Origin of the sequence: Tautonia plasticadhaerens, from assembly GCF_007752535.1 — a bacterium.
GTDB classification, from domain to species: domain Bacteria; phylum Planctomycetota; class Planctomycetia; order Isosphaerales; family Isosphaeraceae; genus Tautonia; species Tautonia plasticadhaerens.
In genome coordinates, this window is the sequence record NZ_CP036426.1 from 2,529,565 (window position 1) to 2,550,307 (window position 20,743).

General features: G+C 71.4%; 23 protein-coding genes and 1 pseudogene. 9 read left to right on the forward strand and 15 right to left on the reverse strand.

Translation table 11 applies throughout. The annotated features are described in order from the left end of the window. The first annotated feature begins 140 nt into the window (after positions 1–140). The 7 genes from tyrS (at position 141) to ElP_RS09850 (ending at position 4,745) form a co-directional block, all read left to right on the forward strand. On the forward strand, positions 141–1,358 hold the full coding sequence (gene tyrS / locus ElP_RS09820) for a tyrosine--tRNA ligase (RefSeq protein ID WP_145268808.1): 1,218 nt from the start codon (positions 141–143) through the stop codon (positions 1,356–1,358). Between the two features lie 75 nt (positions 1,359–1,433). Then, positions 1,434–2,501 (forward strand): Gfo/Idh/MocA family protein, encoded by a 1,068-nt coding sequence (locus ElP_RS09825; RefSeq protein WP_145268810.1) that lies wholly within the window; start codon positions 1,434–1,436, stop codon positions 2,499–2,501. A 24-nt stretch (positions 2,502–2,525) separates the two neighbouring features. Next, complete coding sequence (locus ElP_RS09830; protein WP_145268812.1) at positions 2,526–2,801, forward strand: type II toxin-antitoxin system HicA family toxin; 276 nt, start codon at positions 2,526–2,528, stop codon at positions 2,799–2,801. Next, on the forward strand, positions 2,782–2,997 hold the full coding sequence (locus ElP_RS09835) for a type II toxin-antitoxin system HicB family antitoxin (protein WP_145278343.1): 216 nt from the start codon (positions 2,782–2,784) through the stop codon (positions 2,995–2,997). The genes ElP_RS09830 and ElP_RS09835 overlap by 20 nt, the downstream gene beginning before the upstream one ends. 114 nt (positions 2,998–3,111) lie before the next feature. Continuing rightward, a complete protein-coding gene (locus ElP_RS09840; RefSeq protein ID WP_145268814.1) occupies positions 3,112–3,366 on the forward strand; it encodes a hypothetical protein in 255 nt (84 codons plus the stop codon). Positions 3,367–3,382: 16 nt separating this feature from the next. After that, positions 3,383–3,673: a hypothetical protein gene (locus ElP_RS09845; protein WP_145268816.1), complete on the forward strand. Its 291-nt coding sequence runs from the start codon at positions 3,383–3,385 to the stop codon at positions 3,671–3,673. Positions 3,674–3,794: 121 nt separating this feature from the next. Beyond that, complete coding sequence (locus ElP_RS09850; protein WP_145268818.1) at positions 3,795–4,745, forward strand: lysophospholipid acyltransferase family protein; 951 nt, start codon at positions 3,795–3,797, stop codon at positions 4,743–4,745. Positions 4,746–4,817: 72 nt separating this feature from the next. On the opposite strand, the gene ElP_RS09855 is transcribed toward ElP_RS09850, so the two are convergent. The 5 genes from ElP_RS09855 to fae all read right to left on the reverse strand — a co-directional run bounded on the left by ElP_RS09855 (position 4,818) and on the right by fae (position 9,078). Continuing rightward, on the reverse strand, positions 4,818–5,900 hold the full coding sequence (locus ElP_RS09855; RefSeq protein WP_145268820.1) for a ComEC/Rec2 family competence protein: 1,083 nt from the start codon (positions 5,898–5,900) through the stop codon (positions 4,818–4,820). 16 nt (positions 5,901–5,916) lie between these two features. Beyond that, positions 5,917–6,474, reverse strand: a complete 558-nt coding sequence (locus ElP_RS09860; RefSeq protein WP_197446855.1) for a nuclear transport factor 2 family protein — start codon at positions 6,472–6,474, stop codon at positions 5,917–5,919. 68 nt (positions 6,475–6,542) lie between these two features. Beyond that, the gene (locus ElP_RS09865; RefSeq protein WP_145268822.1) at positions 6,543–7,568 is read right to left on the reverse strand and encodes a DUF1464 family protein; all 1,026 of its coding nucleotides are present in this window, start codon (positions 7,566–7,568) and stop codon (positions 6,543–6,545) included. A gap of 30 nt (positions 7,569–7,598) precedes the next feature. Beyond that, positions 7,599–8,462 carry an NAD(P)-dependent methylenetetrahydromethanopterin dehydrogenase gene (locus ElP_RS09870; protein ID WP_145268824.1) on the reverse strand — a complete coding sequence of 288 codons (864 nt, stop codon included), beginning with the start codon at positions 8,460–8,462 and terminating at the stop codon, positions 7,599–7,601. A 109-nt stretch (positions 8,463–8,571) separates the two neighbouring features. Continuing rightward, positions 8,572–9,078: a formaldehyde-activating enzyme gene (gene fae / locus ElP_RS09875; protein WP_145268826.1), complete on the reverse strand. Its 507-nt coding sequence runs from the start codon at positions 9,076–9,078 to the stop codon at positions 8,572–8,574. Between the two features lie 310 nt (positions 9,079–9,388). On the opposite strand from fae, the gene ElP_RS09880 reads away from it, so the two are divergent. Both ElP_RS09880 and ElP_RS09885 read left to right on the forward strand, forming a co-directional pair. Next, a complete protein-coding gene (locus ElP_RS09880) occupies positions 9,389–10,531 on the forward strand; it encodes an ATP-grasp domain-containing protein (protein WP_197446856.1) in 1,143 nt (380 codons plus the stop codon). A 112-nt stretch (positions 10,532–10,643) separates the two neighbouring features. Continuing rightward, complete coding sequence (locus ElP_RS09885) at positions 10,644–11,345, forward strand: zinc metallopeptidase (RefSeq protein ID WP_145268830.1); 702 nt, start codon at positions 10,644–10,646, stop codon at positions 11,343–11,345. Between the two features lie 115 nt (positions 11,346–11,460). On the opposite strand, the gene ElP_RS09890 is transcribed toward ElP_RS09885, so the two are convergent. The 10 genes and pseudogenes from ElP_RS09890 to ElP_RS09930 form a co-directional block, all read right to left on the reverse strand. Continuing rightward, positions 11,461–11,712, reverse strand: a complete 252-nt coding sequence (locus tag ElP_RS09890; RefSeq protein WP_197446857.1) for a PP2C family protein-serine/threonine phosphatase — start codon at positions 11,710–11,712, stop codon at positions 11,461–11,463. After that, complete coding sequence (locus tag ElP_RS09895; RefSeq protein ID WP_449343083.1) at positions 11,694–12,815, reverse strand: ISKra4 family transposase; 1,122 nt, start codon at positions 12,813–12,815, stop codon at positions 11,694–11,696. The genes ElP_RS09890 and ElP_RS09895 overlap by 19 nt, the downstream gene beginning before the upstream one ends. 32 nt (positions 12,816–12,847) lie before the next feature. Beyond that, positions 12,848–13,096, reverse strand: coding sequence for a hypothetical protein (locus ElP_RS37805; protein WP_197446284.1), 249 nt, complete (start codon positions 13,094–13,096; stop codon positions 12,848–12,850). Beyond that, a complete protein-coding gene (locus ElP_RS09900) occupies positions 13,072–14,976 on the reverse strand; it encodes a SpoIIE family protein phosphatase (RefSeq protein ID WP_145268835.1) in 1,905 nt (634 codons plus the stop codon). The genes ElP_RS37805 and ElP_RS09900 overlap by 25 nt, the downstream gene beginning before the upstream one ends. 170 nt (positions 14,977–15,146) lie before the next feature. Then, positions 15,147–15,364, reverse strand: a pseudogene (locus tag ElP_RS41105) (type II toxin-antitoxin system HicB family antitoxin). Further along, positions 15,361–15,546, reverse strand: a complete 186-nt coding sequence (locus ElP_RS09910; RefSeq protein ID WP_145268837.1) for a type II toxin-antitoxin system HicA family toxin — start codon at positions 15,544–15,546, stop codon at positions 15,361–15,363. Before ElP_RS09910 ends, ElP_RS41105 begins: the two are co-directional and overlap by 4 nt. Positions 15,547–15,624: 78 nt before the next feature. Further along, a complete protein-coding gene (locus ElP_RS09915; RefSeq protein WP_145268839.1) occupies positions 15,625–16,566 on the reverse strand; it encodes a DUF4339 domain-containing protein in 942 nt (313 codons plus the stop codon). Between the two features lie 164 nt (positions 16,567–16,730). Continuing rightward, entirely contained in the window at positions 16,731–17,099 is a 369-nt protein-coding gene (locus ElP_RS09920; protein ID WP_145268841.1) for an IS4 family transposase, read from the reverse strand. Between the two features lie 92 nt (positions 17,100–17,191). After that, positions 17,192–19,309: a recombinase family protein gene (locus tag ElP_RS09925; protein WP_145267375.1), complete on the reverse strand. Its 2,118-nt coding sequence runs from the start codon at positions 19,307–19,309 to the stop codon at positions 17,192–17,194. Positions 19,310–19,543: 234 nt separating this feature from the next. Continuing rightward, positions 19,544–20,695 carry an IS4/Tn5 family transposase DNA-binding protein gene (locus tag ElP_RS09930; protein ID WP_145268844.1) on the reverse strand — a complete coding sequence of 384 codons (1,152 nt, stop codon included), beginning with the start codon at positions 20,693–20,695 and terminating at the stop codon, positions 19,544–19,546. Positions 20,696–20,743 lie beyond the last annotated feature (48 nt).

A 20,743-nucleotide genomic window follows, 5' to 3' on the forward strand; every position in this document is an offset into this window, starting at 1 on the left:
CGGCCTGGCGATCCCCCGACGGGCCGGGACCCCCGGCCTGGCTTGCCCGATCCGGGAGGATGGCCTAGAATCGCTCCCGCCCCGCCCGGGGCGACCCCCGGGACCGATCCGCAAGCCCCGAGCCAGGTTAGCGCCCCCCGATGCGACCCGCCGACGAGCAACTGGAACTCCTCCGACGGGGGATCGACGCGATCACCCCGGAGGCCGAATTCGTCAAGAAGCTGGAGCACTCCGCCCGCACCGGCAACCCCCTGCGGGTCAAGTACGGCATCGACCCCACCGGCATCGACGTCCACCTCGGCCACACCGTCCCCCTGCGGAAGCTCCGGCAGTTCCAGGACCTCGGGCACACCGCCGTCATCATCATCGGCGACTACACCGCCCTGGTCGGCGACCCCTCCGGCCGCTCCGACCATCGCGCCGGGCTGACGAAGGAGCAGGTCGACGCCAACGCCCGGGACTACCTCGCCCAGGTCGGCAAGATCGTCGACCTCTCCCGGGCCGAGGTCCGCCGCAACGGCGAATGGTTCGGCTCCTGGACGTTCCTCGACGTGCTCGACCTCACCCGGCGGATGACCATCGGCCAGGTCTCCGCGCGGGACGACTTCGCCCAGCGGATCAGGGGCGAGAAGCCCGTCTACCTCTCCGAGTGCCTCTATCCGCTCATGCAGGGCTGGGACTCCGTCGAGATCCGCGCCGACGTCGAGCTGGGCGGCACCGAGCAGCTCTTCAACCTGCTCGTCGCCCGGGATCTCCAGCAGGAGGAGGGCCAGCTCCCCCAGGTGGCCATGACCATGCCCATCCTCGTCGGCACCGACGGCACCCAGCGGATGGGCAAGAGCCTGGGCAATTACATCGGCGTCGCCGAGCCCCCCGAGACGCAGTTCGGCAAGCTGATGAGCATCCCCGACGGGCCCATGCGCCAGTACTTCACCCTGCTGACCGACTTCCCCCTCGCCGAGGTCGACGCCCTGCTCGGCCCCGGCTTCAACCCCCGGGACGCCAAGGAGGTGCTCGGCAAGGCGGTCGTCTCCCAGTACCACGGGACCGAGGCCGCCGAGGCCGCCGCGCTGGCCTTCCGACGCCGGGCCGCCGGGGAGGACCCCGTGGAGATTCCCGAGGCCCCCCTCGGCCGAGACCAGCTCGACGCCGACGGCCGGATCGCCCCGCCGAAGCTCCTCGTCGCCCTGAAGCTCGAATCCAGCACCTCCAACGCCCGACGGGTCATCGAGCAGGGGGGCGTCACCATCGGACCCGACCGCTCCCCCGTCACCGACCCGAGGGGGCCGATCGCCGTCGAGGACGGCTTGATCGTCCGCGTCGGCAAGCGGAAGATCGCCAGGGTGAGGCTCGCATAAGCGCCAAACCGACTTCGGTCATCACCCGGGCGATCGACACGTATCGCGAAGACATCAAAGAGGGCTACGACCATCATGGCGGAACACGGCATCGGACTCGTCGGCTGCGGCATGATCGCCGAGTACCACACCAGGGCGATCAACGAGATTCCCGGCTCGCGCGTCGTGGCCGTCTTCGACCAGGTGCCGGGGCGTGGGGACAAGATCGTCGGCATGGCCGAGGAGGGCGAGGTCGCCATCTACGACGACCTGGACAGGATGCTCGCCCACCCCGGCCTCGACGTGGTCAGCGTCTGCACCCCCAGCGGCGCCCACCGGGACCCGGCCGTCGCCGCCGCGAAGGCGGGCAAGCACGTCATCGTCGAGAAGCCGCTGGAGATCACCCTGCCGCGCTGCGACGCCGTCATCGACGCCTGCGACGCCGCCGGGACGCGGCTCTGCACGATCTTCCCCTCGCGTTACTCCTCGGCCAATGCCCGGCTCAAGGAGGCGATCGAACTGGGGCGGTTCGGCCGTCTCACCCTGGGGGACACTTATATCAAGTGGTGGCGGACCCAGGAGTACTACGACTCCGGCGGCTGGCGCGGCACCTGGGCCCTCGACGGCGGCGGCGCCCTGATGAACCAGTCGATCCACAACGTGGATCTCCTCGCCTGGCTGATGGGGGACGTGGAGACGGTCACCGCCCTGACCGCCACCCTCGCCCACGAGCGGATCGAGGTCGAGGACACGGCCGTCGCCGCCGTCCGGTTCAAGAACGGCGCCCTCGGCGTCATCGAGGCCGCCACCAGCGCCTACCCCGGCCTCTCCAAGCGGATCGAGATCCACGGCGATCGCGGCTCCGCCCGGATCGAGCAGGACGACATCACCCTCTGGGAGTTCCAGGAGAAGGTCCCCAGCGACAACGACGTCCTCGCCGCCATGGCCAAGGTCGGCGCAACCGGGGGCGGTTCAGACCCCCGGGGCATCACCCATGAGGGCCATCGTCAGCAGCTCTCCGACTTCCTCGCCGCCATCGACGAGGACCGCCCCCCCTTCGTCGACGGCCGCGAGGGCCGCAAATCCGTCGAGATCATCCGAGCCATCTACAAGTCGGCCGAGCAGGGCGGCACACCGGTCACCCTGCCGCTCCAGGATGACTGATCCGCCCCCGGAGGCTCGGCCGCCATGAGCGGTTGGAAGAAAACGCTCGGCCGAGTCCTCCGGGGAACCGCCGATGCAAACCTCCGCTTCGATGAAGTATGCTCGGTGCTCAAGTGTCTCGGGTTCTCGGAGCGGATCAAAGGCGATCTCCACATCTTCACCCGCGATGGCGTCGAGGAGATCCTCAACCTCCAGTCCCGGGACGGGAACGCCAAGCCGTATCAGGTCAAACAAGTCCGGGACGTGATCGTCCGATACCGACTGGCAGGGGACACCGATGATGAACAGCCCTCGCTATGAGATCATCATCTACTGGAGTGAGGTCGACCAGGCATTCATCGCCGAGGTCCCCGAGCTTGCCGGTTGCGCGTCGGACGGCAGTTCCTATCAGGAGGCCCTCGCCGCGGTCGAGGTCGTCATCGGCGAATGGATCGAGACGGCCAGGGCACTGGGCCGACCGATCCCCGAGCCCCGTGGCCGGCTGGTGCACGCCTGAGCCGTCGTAGCCTCACCACCCCGCCCAGGTGACGACCTGCCGCGGGCGAGATGAGGGTGCTTGTCCCTCCGGCGGGAGAACAGGTCGTCGAATCCGGGCATCAGGGGTCACTCGATGTGGGATGAACGGGAATGCTTCGCCAGGTCCTTCATCAACGCGATCGCCTGCATGCTGGGGGGCCTCGGCGTCACGATCGCCACCTTGAGCGTCGCATCGGGGAGCCCCGCCCTGTTCGCGTCATTCCTCCGGTTTCTGGGTGGACTCGGGGCGGTCGTCCTCGTCTACGCAATCGTCGTCGGCGGCCCTGCAATCGTCGTGCGCGAAGTCGTTCGATGGATGGGACGACGTCTCCGACGGCCCGAAGCCTAGGAGGCGACGCTCGAACATGCCAGTCAACATTTACCGAGTCACCCCGGAGGGCCAGAAGAACGAACCCATCGCGTGGCTGTGCGATGACGATTGGCGATTATTAGAACAGAGTGAGGAACTCGAAGCTTGGCTCGCGGAGCAAGGCCCAACACTCAAGCCCGCGCATTACGTTGCAGACATCGGCTTCGCCCCCCGTCGAGACGCGATGGGCGGCGGAGCCGCGCTTTCGCCGGAGTTGATGCGGATGATGGCAGACCTGGGCATGTACCTGTTCCTCTCGGAGTATCCGGCCGACGACGAACCCTGAGCACACCGCCCGGCCCCGCCCCACACCGTACCAGGCCCGCCACCTCGGGGCCGGGGCCGGGACGTCACGAGACACCGACTGACCTCTCGATCCCGATCGCGGCTCAATGGAGTGACCGCCGATGTTCCCCAAGCGATCCCGAGCCAGGCGTCGCAACCAGGTCGTCGACTACGCCGCGTATCTCGGCGTCCGGCTGATCGTGTTCCTCGCGCAGCGGCTGACGATCCGCCAGTCCTACGCCCTGGCCGACGCCATCGCCGCCCTCGTCTATAAGATCGACAAACGGCATCGGGCGGTGGCGATGGAGAACCTCCGCCTCGCCTACGGCGAAGAGTACACCGAGGAGCAACGCGACGAGATCGTCCGGGGAGTCTACCGCCACTTCCTCCGGATGGTGATGGAGATGCTGCACATCCCCCGGATGCTCCGCCTGACCACCTGGCGGAAGTTCATCACCCTCAAGGGCACCGAGGACGTGCTGGAGCGACTGCTCAAGGGGGGGCCGATGATCATGCTCACCGGCCATTACGGCAACTGGGAGATGGCCGGCTACATGTTCGGCGCCTTCGGCTTCCCGCCCCATTCGGTGGCCCGGACGCTGGACAATCCGCACCTCGACCGCTTCATTCGCTCCTTCCGGGAGGAGACCGGCCAGAAGATGATCGCCAAGAAGGGGGGCTCCGAGGCGATGATCGACGTGCTCGCCTCCGGAGGGCTGCTGTCGATGCTCGCCGACCAGGACGCCGGGCCCAAGGGCCTGTTCGTCCCCTTCTTCGGCCGCCCGGCCTCGACCTTCAAGGCCATCGCCCTGCTGGCGATCGAGTACAACGCCCCCATCGTGGTCGGCGGCGCCCGTCGCATCGGCGATGACTTCCGCTACGTCGTCGAGCTGGAGGAGGTCATCGAGATCGACCCCGAGGACGCCTCCCCCGACCTCATCCCCGAGCTGACACGACGCTACACCGCCGCCCTGGAGCGGATGGTCCGCCGGGACCCCACCCAGTACCTCTGGCTCCACCGCCGCTGGAAGCACCAGCCCCAACCGAAGCGGACGAAGCACAGGGCGGCCTGATGCCCGACGACAGACGCGAGATGGCGGAGGGGCGATGGTCGACGCCATCCGCCATCCTTCGTCCGCCTCCCCTCATCGAACCTCGAACGACCGCCCCGGCCCGTCCTCGCCGATCTGCACGGAGAACCGAGAACCATCCGGCTCGACCCTCACCCGGATGAACTGCCCGCCTTCGGGGGAATCGTTGGCGATCAACGCGGGGTCGGTGTTGTCCTCAGGCCCGGTGGTCACGTTCCGGTGCATCTGGTAGTTGGCCTCGATGCTCGGGATCGACCCCAGCAGCCGGACGACCTCGGCCGATCCGCCCTTGCGGGGCCCGTTATTCATGATGGTGACCGTCGGCCGGATCGTCTGAACCAGCGTCGGGTGGTTCGAGACGTCGAGCCCGTGGTGGGTCACCTGGTACAGGTCGACGGCGTCGTCCCGGGCCTCTCCCCGGCCGATCCGGTCGACTGGGCAGACGAGCTGGCGTTCGATGTTCCAGGTCAGGTCGCCGCAGTCGAGGAAGTCGAACCGACCGAGCCGGAAGACCAGGGCCAGGCTCCTCGCGTTGTCGGAGCGGTCCTCGGGGAGGTCGGGCGGCAGGTCGTCGCACCGGGCGTTCGGGGCGCCGTCACCGCCGATCACCTCGCCTCCCGAGGCGAGCACCAGCGCCGACACCTCCCCCTCCAGTGGCAACATGTCTCCGGGCCTCAGGACGGTACGCTTCCCTTCGCTGGCCGCGAGGTAGGCGACGAGCAGCGGGTCGTCCGGCTTCGGCCCGTCGGGGAAGTCGAGCCCGTCGATCCCGTCGGAGGGCAGACCCCGGTCCCAGTAGCGATCGATCCGGACCCGCTTCGCCAGCCCCGCCACGCCCCCGTAGTGGTCGGTGTGCCAGTGGGTCGTGACCAGGTGGTCGAGGTGGTCGAGCCCGGCCACGTCCTTCAGGACGTGCTCGATCCGCTTCGGGTCCCGGTCGTCGAGGCCTGGCCAGCCGGAGTCGATCAGGATCGACTCCCGATCCGGCGTGACCACCAGCGTGGCGGCCCCGCCGAGGACGTCGATGTAATAGATCTCCAGCCCCGGCCCCTCGGCCTGCCGGGCGAGGGCCGGGGTCGGGGCGGTCGATGCCGCGATTAGCAGGAGGCAGGCGACACGGGAGGGGATGACTCGCATCGGCGGGAGGCTCCGGTCAGGGCCGATCGGGCGAGGGCCCGGCGGCGGGTGGGAGGTACGCGTCGGGGATCGGGGCATCGGGACGCTCGGCGTCCCAGTAGATCGTGACGACCCGCCAGCCGCCGTCCCCGGTGTCGAGGAGCTGGAAACTGTTGATCCCCCGGGCGAAGGGCTCGAGATCGGCCTCGTCCCGCCGGGACTCGTAGGTGCTGAAGACGTGGGCGAGCTTCCCGAACCGGTCGACCTTGCGGCTGATCTCGCGCTCGAAGAACCCGTCGGCCGCCATCGCCCGGTCGGCCAGCAGGATGTAGTCCTCGACCCCGAGCACCCGGACCGTCGCCCCGCCCTCGGGGCCGACGACCACCGGGATCAGCCTCGCGTCGGGGACGAACAGGGAGCGGAAGCGGTCCCAGTCCCTCGGCTCCCCCTTCGGGCCCGAGATCACGTCGTAGACGGCGGCGACCACCGCCTCGATCGAGGCCACATCCCGGGGACTCGGCACCGGCGCCTGGTCCTGGGGCTGGGGCTGGGGCGAGAACAGGAGCAACGCGAGTCCGATCGGTGCGAGGCTCATCGGGGGATCTCCGGATCGGGTCCGGGACGCGAACGGGCCTCGATTGTGGTGCGGCGAGCGGCCCCGGATCAAGCGGGAGGCGTCCCTGCGCCGCTCCGAGCCCGGACGAAAGGCGCCAGGCCGTCGAGCACCGAGCCCGACGCCTCGCGGAGCCGGAGCGAGTCGACCAGGTCCGCGTTCCGCCCCCCGGCCAGGCCGTCGGCGAGCAGCGCCGAGCCCTGCGCCGCCTGCTTCACCCAGGCCCCCGGCAGGTTGCCCAGCGGGACGGCCCGGCCGAATCGCCCCAGCGTGTCGACGAGGCCCGGGGCCAGATCCGCCCTGGACGAGGCCGAGCCGGAGAGGTAGATCCGGTCGAACGGTGTCAGCTCCCGGAGCCCGGCCAGGTGCTTGCGGATCGACTCGAAGAACCCCGGGCGGCCCGCCGCGCCGAGGTCGTCGAGCCCCCCCCGGAACAGGTCCTGCTTCGACAGGGGGCCGAGCCAGTAGGCCGCCTCCCCGTCCCAGGCCCCCGACGACCTCAACCCCATCGGCCCCGCCGATCCGGCCGAGGCGTCGACGATCGCCCCACCGTCGACCACGAGCAGCGCCGAGAACGCCGAGCCGATCTCGGCCACGGCGAACGTCGAGCCCGACGGCGCCCGCCCCTCGCCGTCGGCGTCGAGCCTCAGCGCGAGCGCCGCGACGGCCACCTTGTCGGCCGTGCCGCGATCGACCACGCCGATCTTGCGATGATCGGGGATCGTCGGCAGGTGGATCCCCCCCGGCAGGAAGACGACCGGCAGGCCCGACCCGGCCAGCGCGGCCACCCATCGCGAGAACCCGCCGACGCCGAGCGGCCGGCCGAGTTCGTCCTCCCGGACGAGGCCCATCAACCCCAGGTCGGCCCCGGACGCCTCGGACGCCCGGACCATCGGCAGGCCGTAGCCGGAGGGCCCGGCGATCAGGTCGAGCGGCCCCCAGCCCTCCAGGAGTCGGAGCAGTCCCGCGGGGTCGGCGTCGGGAGGCATCCGGGCCTGGTCGGCGACCTCGCCGTCGACCATCAGGAGCAGGTCGAGGCTGCCGGTGCCGGGGTCGGTGCCCACGACTCGGGGCATGGCGGGGCTCGATCGGGGAGTTCGGGCGGATCAGTCGAGCGACTGGCCGAGGGCGTAGACCTGCTCGGCGTCGAGGACCAGGTCGTTGGTCGAGAAGAGTTCCTTGATCGCGCGGGCATGGATCCGCATCTTCGTGCCGCCGACGCCGATCGCGCCCCAGGCCCGCACGCCCCCCCGGTCGGCGTCCCGGTCGTGGACCTCGATCCCCTCGATCCCCAGCGGTGGCACGGCGTTCAGGTCGATCATCGCCCGCAAGGCGGCCAGGCCCGACCGGACCGACCCCGGCAGCAGCGTGACGCCCGTCGACCCGGCGGCGACGACGACCTCGCACCCCTCCAGGCCCGAGGCGAGCGAGGCGGCGTCGGCGGCGGCGAACGGCGAGAGCTCGGTGCCGGTCGCCTCGCCGATCGACCGGGCGACGGCTTCCGCCCGATCGAGGGTCCGGGACGACACGGCCACCGCCGCCCCTTCCCTCGCCAGGAGCCGGGCCACCCGACGACCGACCGGGCCGGTCGCGGCCAGCACGGCCGCCTTCTTGCCCCGGAGCGAGCCGTCGAGCCCCCGCTTGGCGGCCAGCACGGCGGCGGCGGCCGTGGTGTTCGCGCCGTTGGGGTCGAGCAGCACCGAGACCCGGAACGGGCCGAAGAATGCCCCGGTCGCCGCCCGGAGCAGGGCTTCGGCCTTCTCCACGTCGGTGCCGCCGATGAACAGGGCGGTCCGCTTCAGGTCCTCCGGCCCCCGGGTGAAGAGGCCGCCGTACACGAGGTCCCGCACCTGATCGGGGGTCACCCCCCCGTGCCGGAACAGGTGATCGACCCCCGCATCCACGGCGACGACGGCGTCGAAGACGCTGGGCTGCGGGTCGGCGTCGAGCTGGATCAGGATCGTCTTCATCGCGACCCCGGGCAGGGGGACGGCCGGTCGGCCGGCGGGGGAGGACGGCCCTCGCCGGCCGACCGGCGATCGATCGGACGGGCTCCGCTCCGGTCCGGTCCGCCTCGGCTCAGGAGGCGAATGGGTGGCTGGCCGAGTCCTTCTTGGAGACGACCTCGGAGATGGTCGGCTCGCCCTTCAAGGCCCTCTGGATGGAGAGCTTGGTGGCCTCGTAGTTGTACTGGTTGATCTTGGCCTTGTCGGTGGCGGCGGGGTGGATGAACACGCCGCAGACGATGCAGAGATCCTCGGCCTTGTCCTGCGGGATGGTGCCGTCGGCCACGCAGTCGGCCACGGCCTTGGCCACGGCGTACTGGGCCGGACCGAACATCAGGACCGCCTGGTCCAGGCCCTCGATCGTCACCTTGGTGATCAGGACGGTGGCCGGCTTGACCGCCAGGTTCGGCTCCAGCACGGCCAGCAGGCTGGTGTGCCCCTTCGACTGGTTGGCCAGCGCGTTGGCGAACGCCGCGCCCACCGGGCCGGTCTTGGTGCCGATCATCAGGTCGATGTGGGCGACCTCGTTGCCGTCTCCGACGAGGGCCTCTCCGATGAGCAGGGTGTGATCGCTGGCCATGGGGGTCGAACTCCGGGGCTTCTGGCGTTGAGATGCGGGGGGAGTGTCCGGGCGGTCGGGCCCCCCGTTCGGGTCGCCGGCTTCGGCTGGGGGGTCGCTCGGCTGGCATGATAACAAGCCCGGCCCGACCCGCAAGGCCCCGGCGGGGGAGGTGAGCCCGCGCGGGGCCGCAGCGGATCGAGCGCGGGCAGGCCTGTTATCATGCCAGCCGAGCGACCCCCGCCGCTCCTGCCCCGTGGCCCTGCTGACATCCCCGGGGCCCCTCATGGGATGGTCCCCGATCCTCCCGCAACCCGGAGCCATCCCCAGCGTGTCCGCCCCCTTGCTGATCCTCGGCGCCAGCGTCCGGGCCCTGGCGTCCTCGGCCCTCCGAGCCGGGTTCGACCCCGTCGCCGTCGACCTGTTCGCCGATGATGACCTCGCCGCGTCCTGCCCCGCCCGGCGGGTCGACCCGGCCGCCTACCCGGCCGACCTCCCGAGGATCGCCGCCGAATGCCCCCCCGGCCCCTGGATGTACACCGGGGCGCTGGAGAACCACCCGGGGGTGATCGACCGGATCGCCGCCGACCGCCCCCTGTGGGGGGTCGACGGGCCGACGCTCCGACGCGTCCGGGACCCGATCGCCCTGGCCGACGCCCTGCGAAGGGCCCGGCTCCCGGCGCTCGACGTGGCCCTCGACCCCGACGGCCTCCCCCCGGACGGCACCTGGCTGGTCAAGCCGATCCGGTCGGCCGCCGGGGCGGGAATCCGGCCGTTCCTGGGGAGCGAGCGGGGGCCGACGGGCTCGGCCTACTTCCAGCGATTCCAGCCCGGGAAGAGCGGCTCGGCCCTCTTCGTGGGAGAGAACGGATCGGCCCGGCTGGTCGGGGTGACCCGGCAGCGGATCGGTCGGGTCGGCTCCCCGTTCGGCTACCTCGGCAGCGAGGGGCCGATCTGGCCCCCGGTCGCGATGCGAGCGCAGCTCGGCCGGACGGGCTCGACCCTGGCCGAGGCGTTCGGGCTCCGGGGCCTCTTCGGCGTGGACTTCGTGGCCGACGGCGGGATCGCCTGGCCGACGGAGGTCAACCCGAGGTACACGGCCTCGGTCGAGGTGATCGAGTACGCGACCGGCCTCGCCTTGCTCCGGGAGCACGCCCGGGCCTTCGGCGCCGGGGTCGAGGGGCACGGAACTTGCCTCGATTCCGACCGCCGGTTCGCCTGCAAGGTCGTCGTCTTCGCGGACCGGGACGGGACCGTCCCGGCCTCGCACCGCTGGCCGAGGTTCGATCCCACGTCGCCAGAACCGCCGCCGGTCGCCGACCTGCCGGCCCCCGGCTCCTCCTTCCGGGCCGGACAGCCGGTGCTGACGCTCCTGGAGCGTGCCGAGGATGCCCGGGACTGTCGTCGGAGGATCGCACGGAGGCTGCGAGGGTGGCGGGAAATCCTCGCCGGGTGGTCGACCCTCGACGACTGACCACCCCTCCGGCGAGAACCAACCGGGTCGGCCGTCGTATTAGGAGTAAGGACGACGCTCGTCGATCGAATTCCCTCATGGGGCTTCCCTACCTGGAGCAAGGGTTACCGTCATGTTCCTCCCGTTCGACCCGATCTATCTGCTGATCGTGGGACCGGCGATGCTGCTGGCCCTCTGGGCGCAGGCCAGGGTGAAGTCGGCCTACGCCGAAGCCTCCCAGTATCGTTCCGCCTCGGGAGCGACCGGGGCCCAGGCGGCGGCCGAGGTGATGCGTTCCGAGGGCCTGAACCGCGTCGAGATCGAGCCGGTGCAGGGCTACCTGAGCGACCACTACGACCCCCGACACAAGGTGTTGCGCCTCTCCCCCGGCGTCTACGGCGAGCGGTCGCTGGCCGCACTGGGGATCGCCGCCCACGAGGCCGGCCATGCGCTCCAGGACGCCCACGGCTACGGCCCGCTGGCGATCCGGAACCTGCTGGTCCCGGTCGCAGGGTTCGGCTCCAGCGCCGCGTTCATCGTCTTCTTCGTCGGGCTGCTGTTCTCCTGGACGGGCCTGGTCCTGGCCGGGATCGTCCTATTCTCGGGGGTCGTGGCCTTCCAGCTCGTGAACCTGCCGGTCGAGTTCGACGCCAGCCGAAGGGCCCGTGTGCACCTGCTCTCGACCGGGCTGATCACCCGGGAGGAGGAGCCGATGGTCGCCAAGGTCCTGAACGCGGCGGCCTGGACCTACGTCGCGGCCACCCTCTCCAGCGTCCTGACCCTGCTCTACTTCCTCTTCCGCTCCGGCCTGCTCGGGGGCGGCAACCGGGAGTGACCCGACGAGGGTATGAACGACCCCGGAAGGCAAGACGGACGACGACGGCCCGACACCCCCCATGGAGGTGTCGGACTGTTTCGCTCCGCGCTCTCTCTGTCGGCTCCCGGGCGGCTCAGACGAGCTTGACCAGCACAAACGTGATGTCGTCGTCCTGGTGCCCGTCGCCCCGGTAGTCGAGCAGGGCGGCGGTGATCGCGTCGGCGATCTGCTGGGAGGGGGCGTCTCGGTGGTCGCGGATGACCTCCCGGAGCCGATCCTTGCCGAACTCGACCCCGTCGGGGGAGCGCGTCTCCCAGATGCCGTCGGTGCCGACCAGCAGGGAGGGCGTCTCGTTTGTAGGTGGAATCAGTTCGGTGTGGGGCACCAGAAGGCGTCCCACTGCCGATCTCCGCTCTTGAACAACGCCCGCAAGTGGCTCAGGGCGTCGGCCCCGTCGGCGCCCCACCTCATCCCCGAGCCCTTCATCCGCTGCCCGATGACCGTCTTGCACGCCGCCTCCACCGGCCCCGAGCCGATCGCCCAACCCTTGGCCACGTAGCCCGGGTAGTCCATGCGGTGCGCCTGGTTGGTGAAGTACCGCACCACCTCCGCTCGTGCTTCCTTCGCCGCGTGGCCGCGCACCTCCAGGCCTCGCAACGCCTCGAGTACGGTCGGGCCGCCCTCGTATTTCAGCCGGTGGCACCAGTCGCCCAGCCAGCCCTCCCGCGCTTCGTCGTCGCCCGGGAACAGGGCGCGGGCCAGGCCCCCCAGGTATTCGGCGGCGTGGTAGAAGTCGAGGATCACCGCCTCGACCCTCCCGAAGTTGGCACGCGCCCAGCCCTCCAGCCCGCTGCCCCCGTCGGTCAGCGCGATCCACCGCTCGGCCCGGTCCATCCCCACCTGCGCCGCCTGCCGCCGGAGCGGCTCGCCCAGGGGGGCCACGCCGCACAGCCCCGCCACGTAGCGGGCCCGGAACCGGGGCGGCGGGCCGTCGGGCCGCGCCCGGCGGGCGGACACCTCGGGGACCGGGTTGTAGACCATCGCCACGGTGGCCATCCGCCCCTCGGCCGACGACCCGCCCTCGCCCTGCTGCCCGACCCCGGTCGCGTCCGCCGCCACGTACGCGCAGGTCTTGCCCTCGGCGTCCTTGTGCCAGTGCCAGGCGCGGGCCCCGCCGAAGACCTCCCCGGCGGCCAGCCGCCGGCCGACCTCGGCCCCGGCCGCCTCGGCGGCCCGCTCGACCGTCGACTCGGCCAGGCGCAGCCCGGCCATCTTCGGCAAGGTCACCTCGGCCGCCTCGGCGAACGCCGAGAGCGCCCCGGCCAGGCAGGCGACCTCGTAGGCCGCCGGGGTCAGCGCCGCCTCGGGCACCCGCATCACGGCGTCGCCGGGGGCGAAGCCGCCGTGGCAGTGGGGGCAGTGGTAGTACGCCCGGGTGACCCGTACCGCCCCGAGCAGGCTGACCACCCGGCGGGGACGGTGGCCCATGAACTTGGCCGGCTCGAGGCAGGTCGGGCAGCTCACGCTCGACCCCCGGTACCCCCCTTTTTCCGCCCGTCGAGGGCGGCCTGAATCGCCTTGGCCCCGGTCTTGTGGACGAGGTCGCGGACCTCGTGCTCGGTCTGCCCGAAGAGTCGGTCGTCGCCCCGCGAGGCGAGGAGCTGGGCGATCCGCCAATGGTCCTCCTCGGAGGCGGCGTGGAGGGCCTGGTAGATCCGCTCGGCGTCGGCGGCCTGCTCCGGGGTCAGGCCCGAATCGGGGGTGCGCATGGCGGGATGTCCGTGCGAGGTTGTGGGTGAAATCCGTCGATCCCATCAGCCACCCCTGTTGTACGGGATTTCCCACCTACTTTCGAGACGCCCACCCCGACCAGCAGGATCCGGCCGGGGGCGAGGCCGTCGAGCGAGGCCTCTCCATAGGTGGAGTCGTCCATCACGCCGAGGGGAAGCCCGTTGATCTCGGGCAATTCGGCGAAGCGGTCGGCCTCGGGGTCGTAGAGGATCGGCTCGTCGTGGCCGGCGCTGGACCACCGGATGGTCCCGCGGCGGACGTCCACGACCATCAGGATCATGGTCATGAATCGCTCGCCGCCGGTGTCGGCCTCCAGCTGTCGGTTGACGTGCGTGAGCAATTCGCCCAGCGAACCCGTCTCGGCCGCCCGGCTGCGGAGGATCCCCCGGGCCGTGGCCATCAGCAGCGCCGCGGCCACGCCGTGGCCCATCACGTCGCCGAGCACGACGATCAGGTCCCCCTGTGCCGTCTCGTCTAGCTCCAGGAAGTCGTAGTAGTCGCCCCCCGTCTCGTCGCAGTAGGTGCTGTGCCCGGCGATGTCGAGCCCGGTGATCGCCGGGGGCTCGGCAGGCAGCAGCTTCTGCTGGATCTCCATCGCCAGTGCCAGCGACTGCCGGATCTTGAGTCGGTCCTTCAGGTCGCCGGCCATCCGGTTCAGCTCGTCGGAGAGCTGGGCGAACTCCTTCGTCCCCGAGACGGCCACGTGGTGATCGAGGTCCCCGGAGCCGATCGCCCGGACCCCCTCCACCAGCCGCAACACCGGCCGGACCATCGCCTGCGACGCCACGATCCCCAGGCCGAGCGTGCTGAGCGCCACCAGCCCGCCGATCAGCCAGGCCCGCCGCCGGACGGCGTCGAGGGCGCCGGTCACCTCCGACTCGGGCACGACGACGACGGTCCTCCAGTCCAGTTCCCAGGGGTTCTGCAGCGGCTCGACCTCGACGCGGTACCTCTCGCCGTCGATCGGCATCCGGAATCCGAGATGCCGATCGACCTGGCCGAACGAGCCATATTGCGCCGAGACCCGCCCGTCGACGGCCCGGATGATCGGGTCGTCGGCCTCCGAGGCCGGCACGCGCCCCCCTTCGGGCCGGGCCACGGCCACGTCGGCCGAGGCGGCGATCAGGTTCCCGTCCGGCCCGACCAGGAACGACTGCCCCGTCTCGGACACCTCGACCGATCGCAGGAACGCCGACAGCCCCAGCAAGGCCAAGTCCGCCGAGAGCACGCCGATCAGCTCCCCGCCGTCGTCCCGGACGGGACGGCAGTAGGCGATGCCCAGGGTCGAGATCCCCCCGTCACGCCGGACCCAGGGATAGATCGCGCTCCAGGTCGGCCCCCCCGCCTCGACCGCCGCCTCGTACCAGGGCCGGGAGGTCGTGTCGAAAGCGTACGACCCGAGCCGCTCCCCCGGCTCGCCGGCCCCATCCAGCGTGTATTCGACGATCTCTCCCGAGGTCTGGTCGTCCTCGATGGCGAACTCCAGGCCGGCCTCCCCGGGGTAGCGGATCACCCACGTCGCGCGGCCGTCTGGGGTGCCGAATGCGAGCGAATCGACCATGGGGAAGGCGACCAGCATGTCGTGAAACGCCGGGCGCCACGAGCGGAGGTCGGCCGGGTCCAGCGTCCCCTCCTCCACCATCAGCTCGGCCTGCCGGGTCAGCTGGACGGCGATCGAGAGATCCCCGTCCAGCCGCTGCTCGACCCGCTCGGTGACCTGGTCGACCACCCTCCCGGCCAGCTCGTCGACCGATTTGCGGATCTCCCACTCGCTGACCAGTTGCAGCGCGACGATCACCGCGATCACCGGCACCACGAATAGCAACGGCCCGATGTACCGGATCGAGATGCGACGCACCGGCTCCCCCCCGCGATCATCCCCCTCGGCCGTCGTCGATCGAGCCCCGGCGACTCCCCTCCCGGGCGGCCGTCGCGGCCATTGTACGGCGTATTCGGAGCGAGATCATCGGACGACCTGGGCCGATGTCCGCCCGGGAACTTGCTTTTCTCGGGATAGCCCGAATCGAATCATGCGGTCTGATAAATCGCCGGCCGGTACCTCGGAGGAGGGATCGGCTTGCCCTCGTCCTTCGCGACTTCCAGCCAGGCCTCCTTCGCGACGAGGACCTGCGCCAGGGCCTCCTCGGGCGTCGTCCCGAACGCGGAACAATGGACGAGATCGGGATATCGGCAATATAACCGCCACCCTCATCACTTTTAAAAATATTTATGTGATAGTCGTTCATTCCGGATCGTCCAGGGTGAGGTTGTGTCGCTCGATGAGCCGGAGGAATTGCCGCACCTGATACGGCTTCGCCTCCCCACCGGCCTCCTGGAGGTTCACCAACTCGGGGATGTCGGGGTGCGAGAAGATGTGATGGCTCCCCGTGGTGCGAGCCAGCCGGAACCCGTCGGGTGGCCGGGGCAAAGTCCTCGTGCCCCGGCTCGGTGATCCTACGCCGTCCGGGGCACGAGGACTTTGCCCCGGCCACCCGCCCGCCCGCTTCTAATTCAAAGATTTTTTGATGGCACCCATGACGATCGCCAGGAAGATGGCCGCGACCCTGATGAGGATCATTGTCAGTGGATCGTTCACCGCCTGGCCGCAGGATCGACAATAGCCGCGGCGCAGCGAGACCTGGCGGCCGCAGTTGGCGCAGCACGGCAGCCCATTGCGGGTAACGATTCCCCGCCGCGGGGCCGACGGCCCTTCGATCACCGCGACCGCGGGCGACGGCCGACTGTGTAGCGACGGTCCGGGTATCGCCACCTGCCCCAGGATGCAGGCCCGGTCCTCGTCGCCAACCGTGCCCCTCGCGACCGCCCGCTCCAGGGCGGCGGCCACCGCCTCGGCCTGCGGCCCGACGTCCTCAGCCTCGCCCATCAGCCGGGTGACCACCGCGCCGAAGAAGCGCGTCGAGATTCGGACCGGGCTGGCGACGGCCGCGTAAACCGCGATCCGGTGGAGCACCGCCCGCTTGGTTGCGTCGTCCGCCTGCTCCAGGCGGGCGACCGGCGGGACGTTCCGGTTCAACCGGACCAGCTTCCGCTCTCCCCCGGCCTCCCAAACCGCCCTGACCGACCAGGGGCGTACCTTCATGGCTCCGAAGCTGATCTGCAAATCCATCACGGACCCGCCGGGCACGGGCGACGCCTCGGCCGGCCCCGCATCGTTCGCATCCTCGTTGCCTGCCCCGTTGCCACCCAGGGATTCCCAGGGAGGGTCGGTGTCGGCAGCGGCGGCGGGCTCGGCGGCGGCGATCTGGGTCGCTGCGACGTGCTCCATCAGCCCCCGGACTTTCCCCGCCGGGTGCCACCGCCTCCCGTCCCTGCGGACCTTCGTGACCGGCGTGATCTCGCCAAGCCGCACCAGCTCCGCAAACTGCCGAGGAGTGTAGGGGCCAACCTCCGTGTTATCACCATCGCGGTAAAACCAGGACGTGGCCATCGGACGCCTCCTCCCTATCCTCCCGGAGATTCGCCTGCCTGCGCCGGCTGACTGACCGGCGCATCGGCGATTTTACCCGAGTGGCATCTCCATGTGAGCAATCAATCCTGGCGTCCATTGTGTCGCCGCTTAGACGTCGGGTGGCATGGCCTCGAAGACGCTTGTCATTCCCCAAATCTCAGGTCCCGACCCAGACGGACCCCTTCGGCGAGCGTGCGGAGCCGCAGCATCCCGATCCAGAGCGTCTGCCAGCCCGGCATCCCATCCCGCTTGCGGTTCATGTGGCCGCCGAGCCGCCCCGCCGCCAGCACCACCTCGCGGACCGTCCCGATCGGTCGGCCCAGCTCGCGGCGCAGGACCTCCAGCTCCAGCTGATCCAGTCCCGACCGCTCGGCCGGCGCCTCGGGGTCCGACCGCAGCCGCTCCTTCAGCGCGATCAGCCGCCATGCCACCACGCCCATGATCGCCACCGCGGCGAAGAGCCGCCCGGCCGTCTCCAGCTGGAGCCGCTCGGCCCCCAGCCCGGTCTTCAACGCCTTGTGATACTCCTCGATGTTCCAGCCATAATGCCCTCCAAGAGCGCGATGGGGCGGCCCGGCTCGCCCTGAGCCGGGCCGCCCTCACTCTACCGTCCCGGGCGCGGCCTCGGTCTGGTCAGTTCGGCAAGCCGCCCCTTGTTCGCCCACGTCCGCGGCAGCCGGCGGAGCTCGCGCAGCCGCCGCAGCTCGGACCCGTCGGCCCAGATCACGTGGTGGCCCTGGGCGTCGCGATGCGCCGTCAACCACCCGACCCGCACCCATCGCCGCACCGTGTCTCGCGACACCCCCAGCCGACGCGCCAGCGACGACGGCCGGTATTCGTCGCGGCCGAGGCCGGCCGGGCTGCCGAAGGGCGTGCGGGCCAGCCCCAGGTGCCAGAGCAGCCGTTGCACCATCCCCCGCGTGAACCGCTCGGCCCGCTTCGGGGGACGGAACCCCTCGACGTTGAGCCGCTCGGCCATCGCCGCCGGGCTGAGCCGCTCGGCGCGCCATCCCCGCAGTCGCTCGACCAGTCGGGGGTAGTCGGCCAGGAGGTCGTACCGCTTCACCGGCCGGGACATGGCGTGCGACTCGGTCATGCCGCCGGACCAGTGGAGCGTCACATCGACCCGCTCGCTCGCCTTGTCCACGGTGACGGACACGTGGTCAATCAGGAGTCGGGCGATCCGCTGCCGCTCGGCGGGCGTCGTCGTCGTCGCCTGCCACACCGCCGGCAAGTCGCCGGCCAGCGACCGGATCGTCCGCTCGTCGTCCGGTGAGAGCCGACCGGGGGCCGACCCCCGCCACCGCTCGTGCTCGTCCTCGAGGCGCCGCTGCGCCCTCAACGCCTCCTCCCAGCGCCGCTCCAACTCGCGGCCGACCAGGCGATTCTCCGGCTCGCAGGCCTGGTACTGCCGGGCCGCGCGGTCGGCCTCGCAGCCGGCGCGTTCGAGGCGGAGCCGCCAGTGCCGGGCCAGCTCGGACCGCTCGCGCTCGACCTCGGCCACCGCCGCCAAGCTCGCCTCCAGCGCCGCCGGCTCCACCGCCGCCAGGACCCGGCCGGCGACCAGCCCGTCGAGCGCCGGCCCGGAGAGGCTCTGGCAGATCGGCTCGGCGTGGTCGGCCGCCCCGCGGGCACAGGTGTAGCTGTACCGGCCCGTCGCCCCCGAGTACCGCACGAGCATCCGCCGGCCGCACCGCCCGCACCGCAGGAGTCCGGCCAGCAGCGAGGCCCCCTGCCGCGGCGCGCCGGGGCGGTCCCGGCGGGCCCGGTTGGCCTCCAGCCGCTCCTGGTTGTCACAGAACCGCTCCCAGGTGATGTAGGCCGGCAGCCGGTCGCGGATCAGCACCAGGCACTCCTCCGGGCGGCGGACCAGCTTGCCGGTGTCGGGCCGCCCGGGCCGCTTGCGCCGCGGGTCGACCTCCCGGTGGCCGAACCGGTAGGCACCGGCGTAGGCCGGGTGGTGCAGGACGTTCGACAGCGTCGGGCGGTTCGGCCGCCGCCACTCCAACCCGCCGCGGTTGGGGCCGTGGCGGGGTCGGATCGGGATGCGGACCCCGTGGTGGACCAGGTAGCGGAGCAGGCCGTGCAGGGTACCCTCGCGGTCGAACCGGTCGAAGATCAGCCGCACGGTCGCCTGGACCTGCTCGTCGGGGTCGATCGCCCACTCGCCCGAGGCGAGGCGTACGTAGCCCAGCGGCGGGGAGCCCATCGGCTCGCCCCGGCGGGCCTTGTTGAGCCGGCCCTGGCACATCCGCTCCTTGATGACATGAAGTTCTGCCTCGTTCAACATGCCGTGCAGGCCCAGCAGGAGCCTGTCGTTGTGGTCGGCCGGGTCGTAGACGGCGTCGGCGTCGGCCAGGAGCACGCGGAAGCGGGCGCAGAGCTCGAGCAGCTGGTGCCAGTCGCGGTTGGACCGGGCCAGCCGGCTCATCTCCAGGCCGAGGATCAGCCCGACGTTGTCGAGCGCCACCTCGGCCAGCAGCCGCTGGAACCCGGGCCGGCCCTCGATCGACTGGCCGCTCTTGCCCAGGTCGTCGTCGATCGTGGTGACGCGGTCCCGTGGCCACCCGAGGGCGACGGCGCGGTCGGCCAGGGCGTACTGCCGGTCGGTGGACTCGCGGTGGTCGAGCACCTGCTGGGGTGTGGATTGGCGGACGTAGACGAAGGCCGCCCGGTCGAGATGCCAGGGCCGGAGCTTGGGCGAGCGGGTTGCGTCACTCATGGCCGGCCTCCTCGCTTCGGGTGGCCGCCAGGAGCCTGGCGAGGAGTTGGCCGAGCAGGTCGCGGAGCTGTCGCTGCCGGTCGGCCGGCAGGCGGGCCCAGATCGTCGGTGCGACCGTCGGCGGTGGGCAGGGCGCCGTCGTCAGGCGCGGGGGGGAGCGTTGTGACGGGGGGCGACGGACATGCGATGTCTCCCGATGCCGAGGTCAGGTGATGTCGGCACCACGCCGCCAGCTCAAGCAGCGCGGCGGCGCTGATCGTAACCGCCGCCGGGGGTGCTGCACCACCGGTCGCTTGAGGTGCAGTCTGCTTGGCACGTCTCGACCAGCCACCGCGCCGAGTACTGCGAGGCCCGCCCGATCGCCGCGTCGCGGCCCGCGACCGGGGCGTCGCACATCAGGACCCACTCCAGCGGCTCGACGCCCTCGGGCGGGTGCTCCTCCCAGACCCGCACCGCCGTGCAGGTCAGCCGCTCCGTGGCGTCGGCGGCCCGGCCCGGCCGCCGCGGGGCGACCGGCGCCACCGGGGTGACGCTGACCGACAGCATCGCCGACCGCGCGGCCCGGCCCGGTCGCGACCGCAACTGGAGGACGAACTGGCCGAGGGCCGCCGAGGCGGCGACCTGGCGGCGCAGCGAGCCGTCGGGCCGGCCGGTCGCCGGGTCCCTCACGATGCGGTCGCGCGCCGCGCGCACGACGAAGCCGCGTCGGGCCCGCTGGCAGCTGCGGAGGAACTCGTCGATGTCCGCCTCGCGGTCGCAGACCCGCACCCAGCGGACCGCGGCCCCCTCGGGGGCCGGGCCGACCCGCTCGGTGGCCCGCTCCCAGGCCTTAGGCGGGTCGGTCGGCTTGCGGGCCGGCGGCCGACGGCGGGTCGTGCCGGCCGGCAAGGGTGCTCGGACGTCGGACTGCTGGTCGGCCAGGCCGAGGACCTCCAGGGCGGGCCGCCGGCCGTGCGCGTCGGGGCGGACCTGCCCCGGCCAACGGGCCGCCAGGACGGTGTGCAGGTGGAATCCCGTCTGGCCCCGCCCGGAGTAGCCGACCGTACCCAGGCCGGGGACCGGCCGGCGGCCGGGGTAGGAGATGACGGTCGTGTCCTCGATCAGCAGGGAGGTCCCCCGCTGTCGAAGGGCCTCGGCCACGAGCCCGCGGTGCCCGGCCTGGAGGCGCTCGGGGGTGGCGTCGGCGTGGTCGAACAGGTGGTAGGCCGCCTTGATGTCGTAGCGGTCCTCGAACGGAGCCGGGATGCTGCGACCGGGCCGGTCGGCCCAGGCCCCGGCGATCCGGACGACCCTGCGGACGCGGCGGACATCGGCGAGGTCGGCCCCCGCGAAGTGGGCCGAGGCCCAACGGGTCGGCTCAGGTTCGGGGGGAATCGGCCGCTCCATCGCCGGGCCTCCTCACCAAGGGGACGAGAGCGCGGAGGAGAAGCTTCG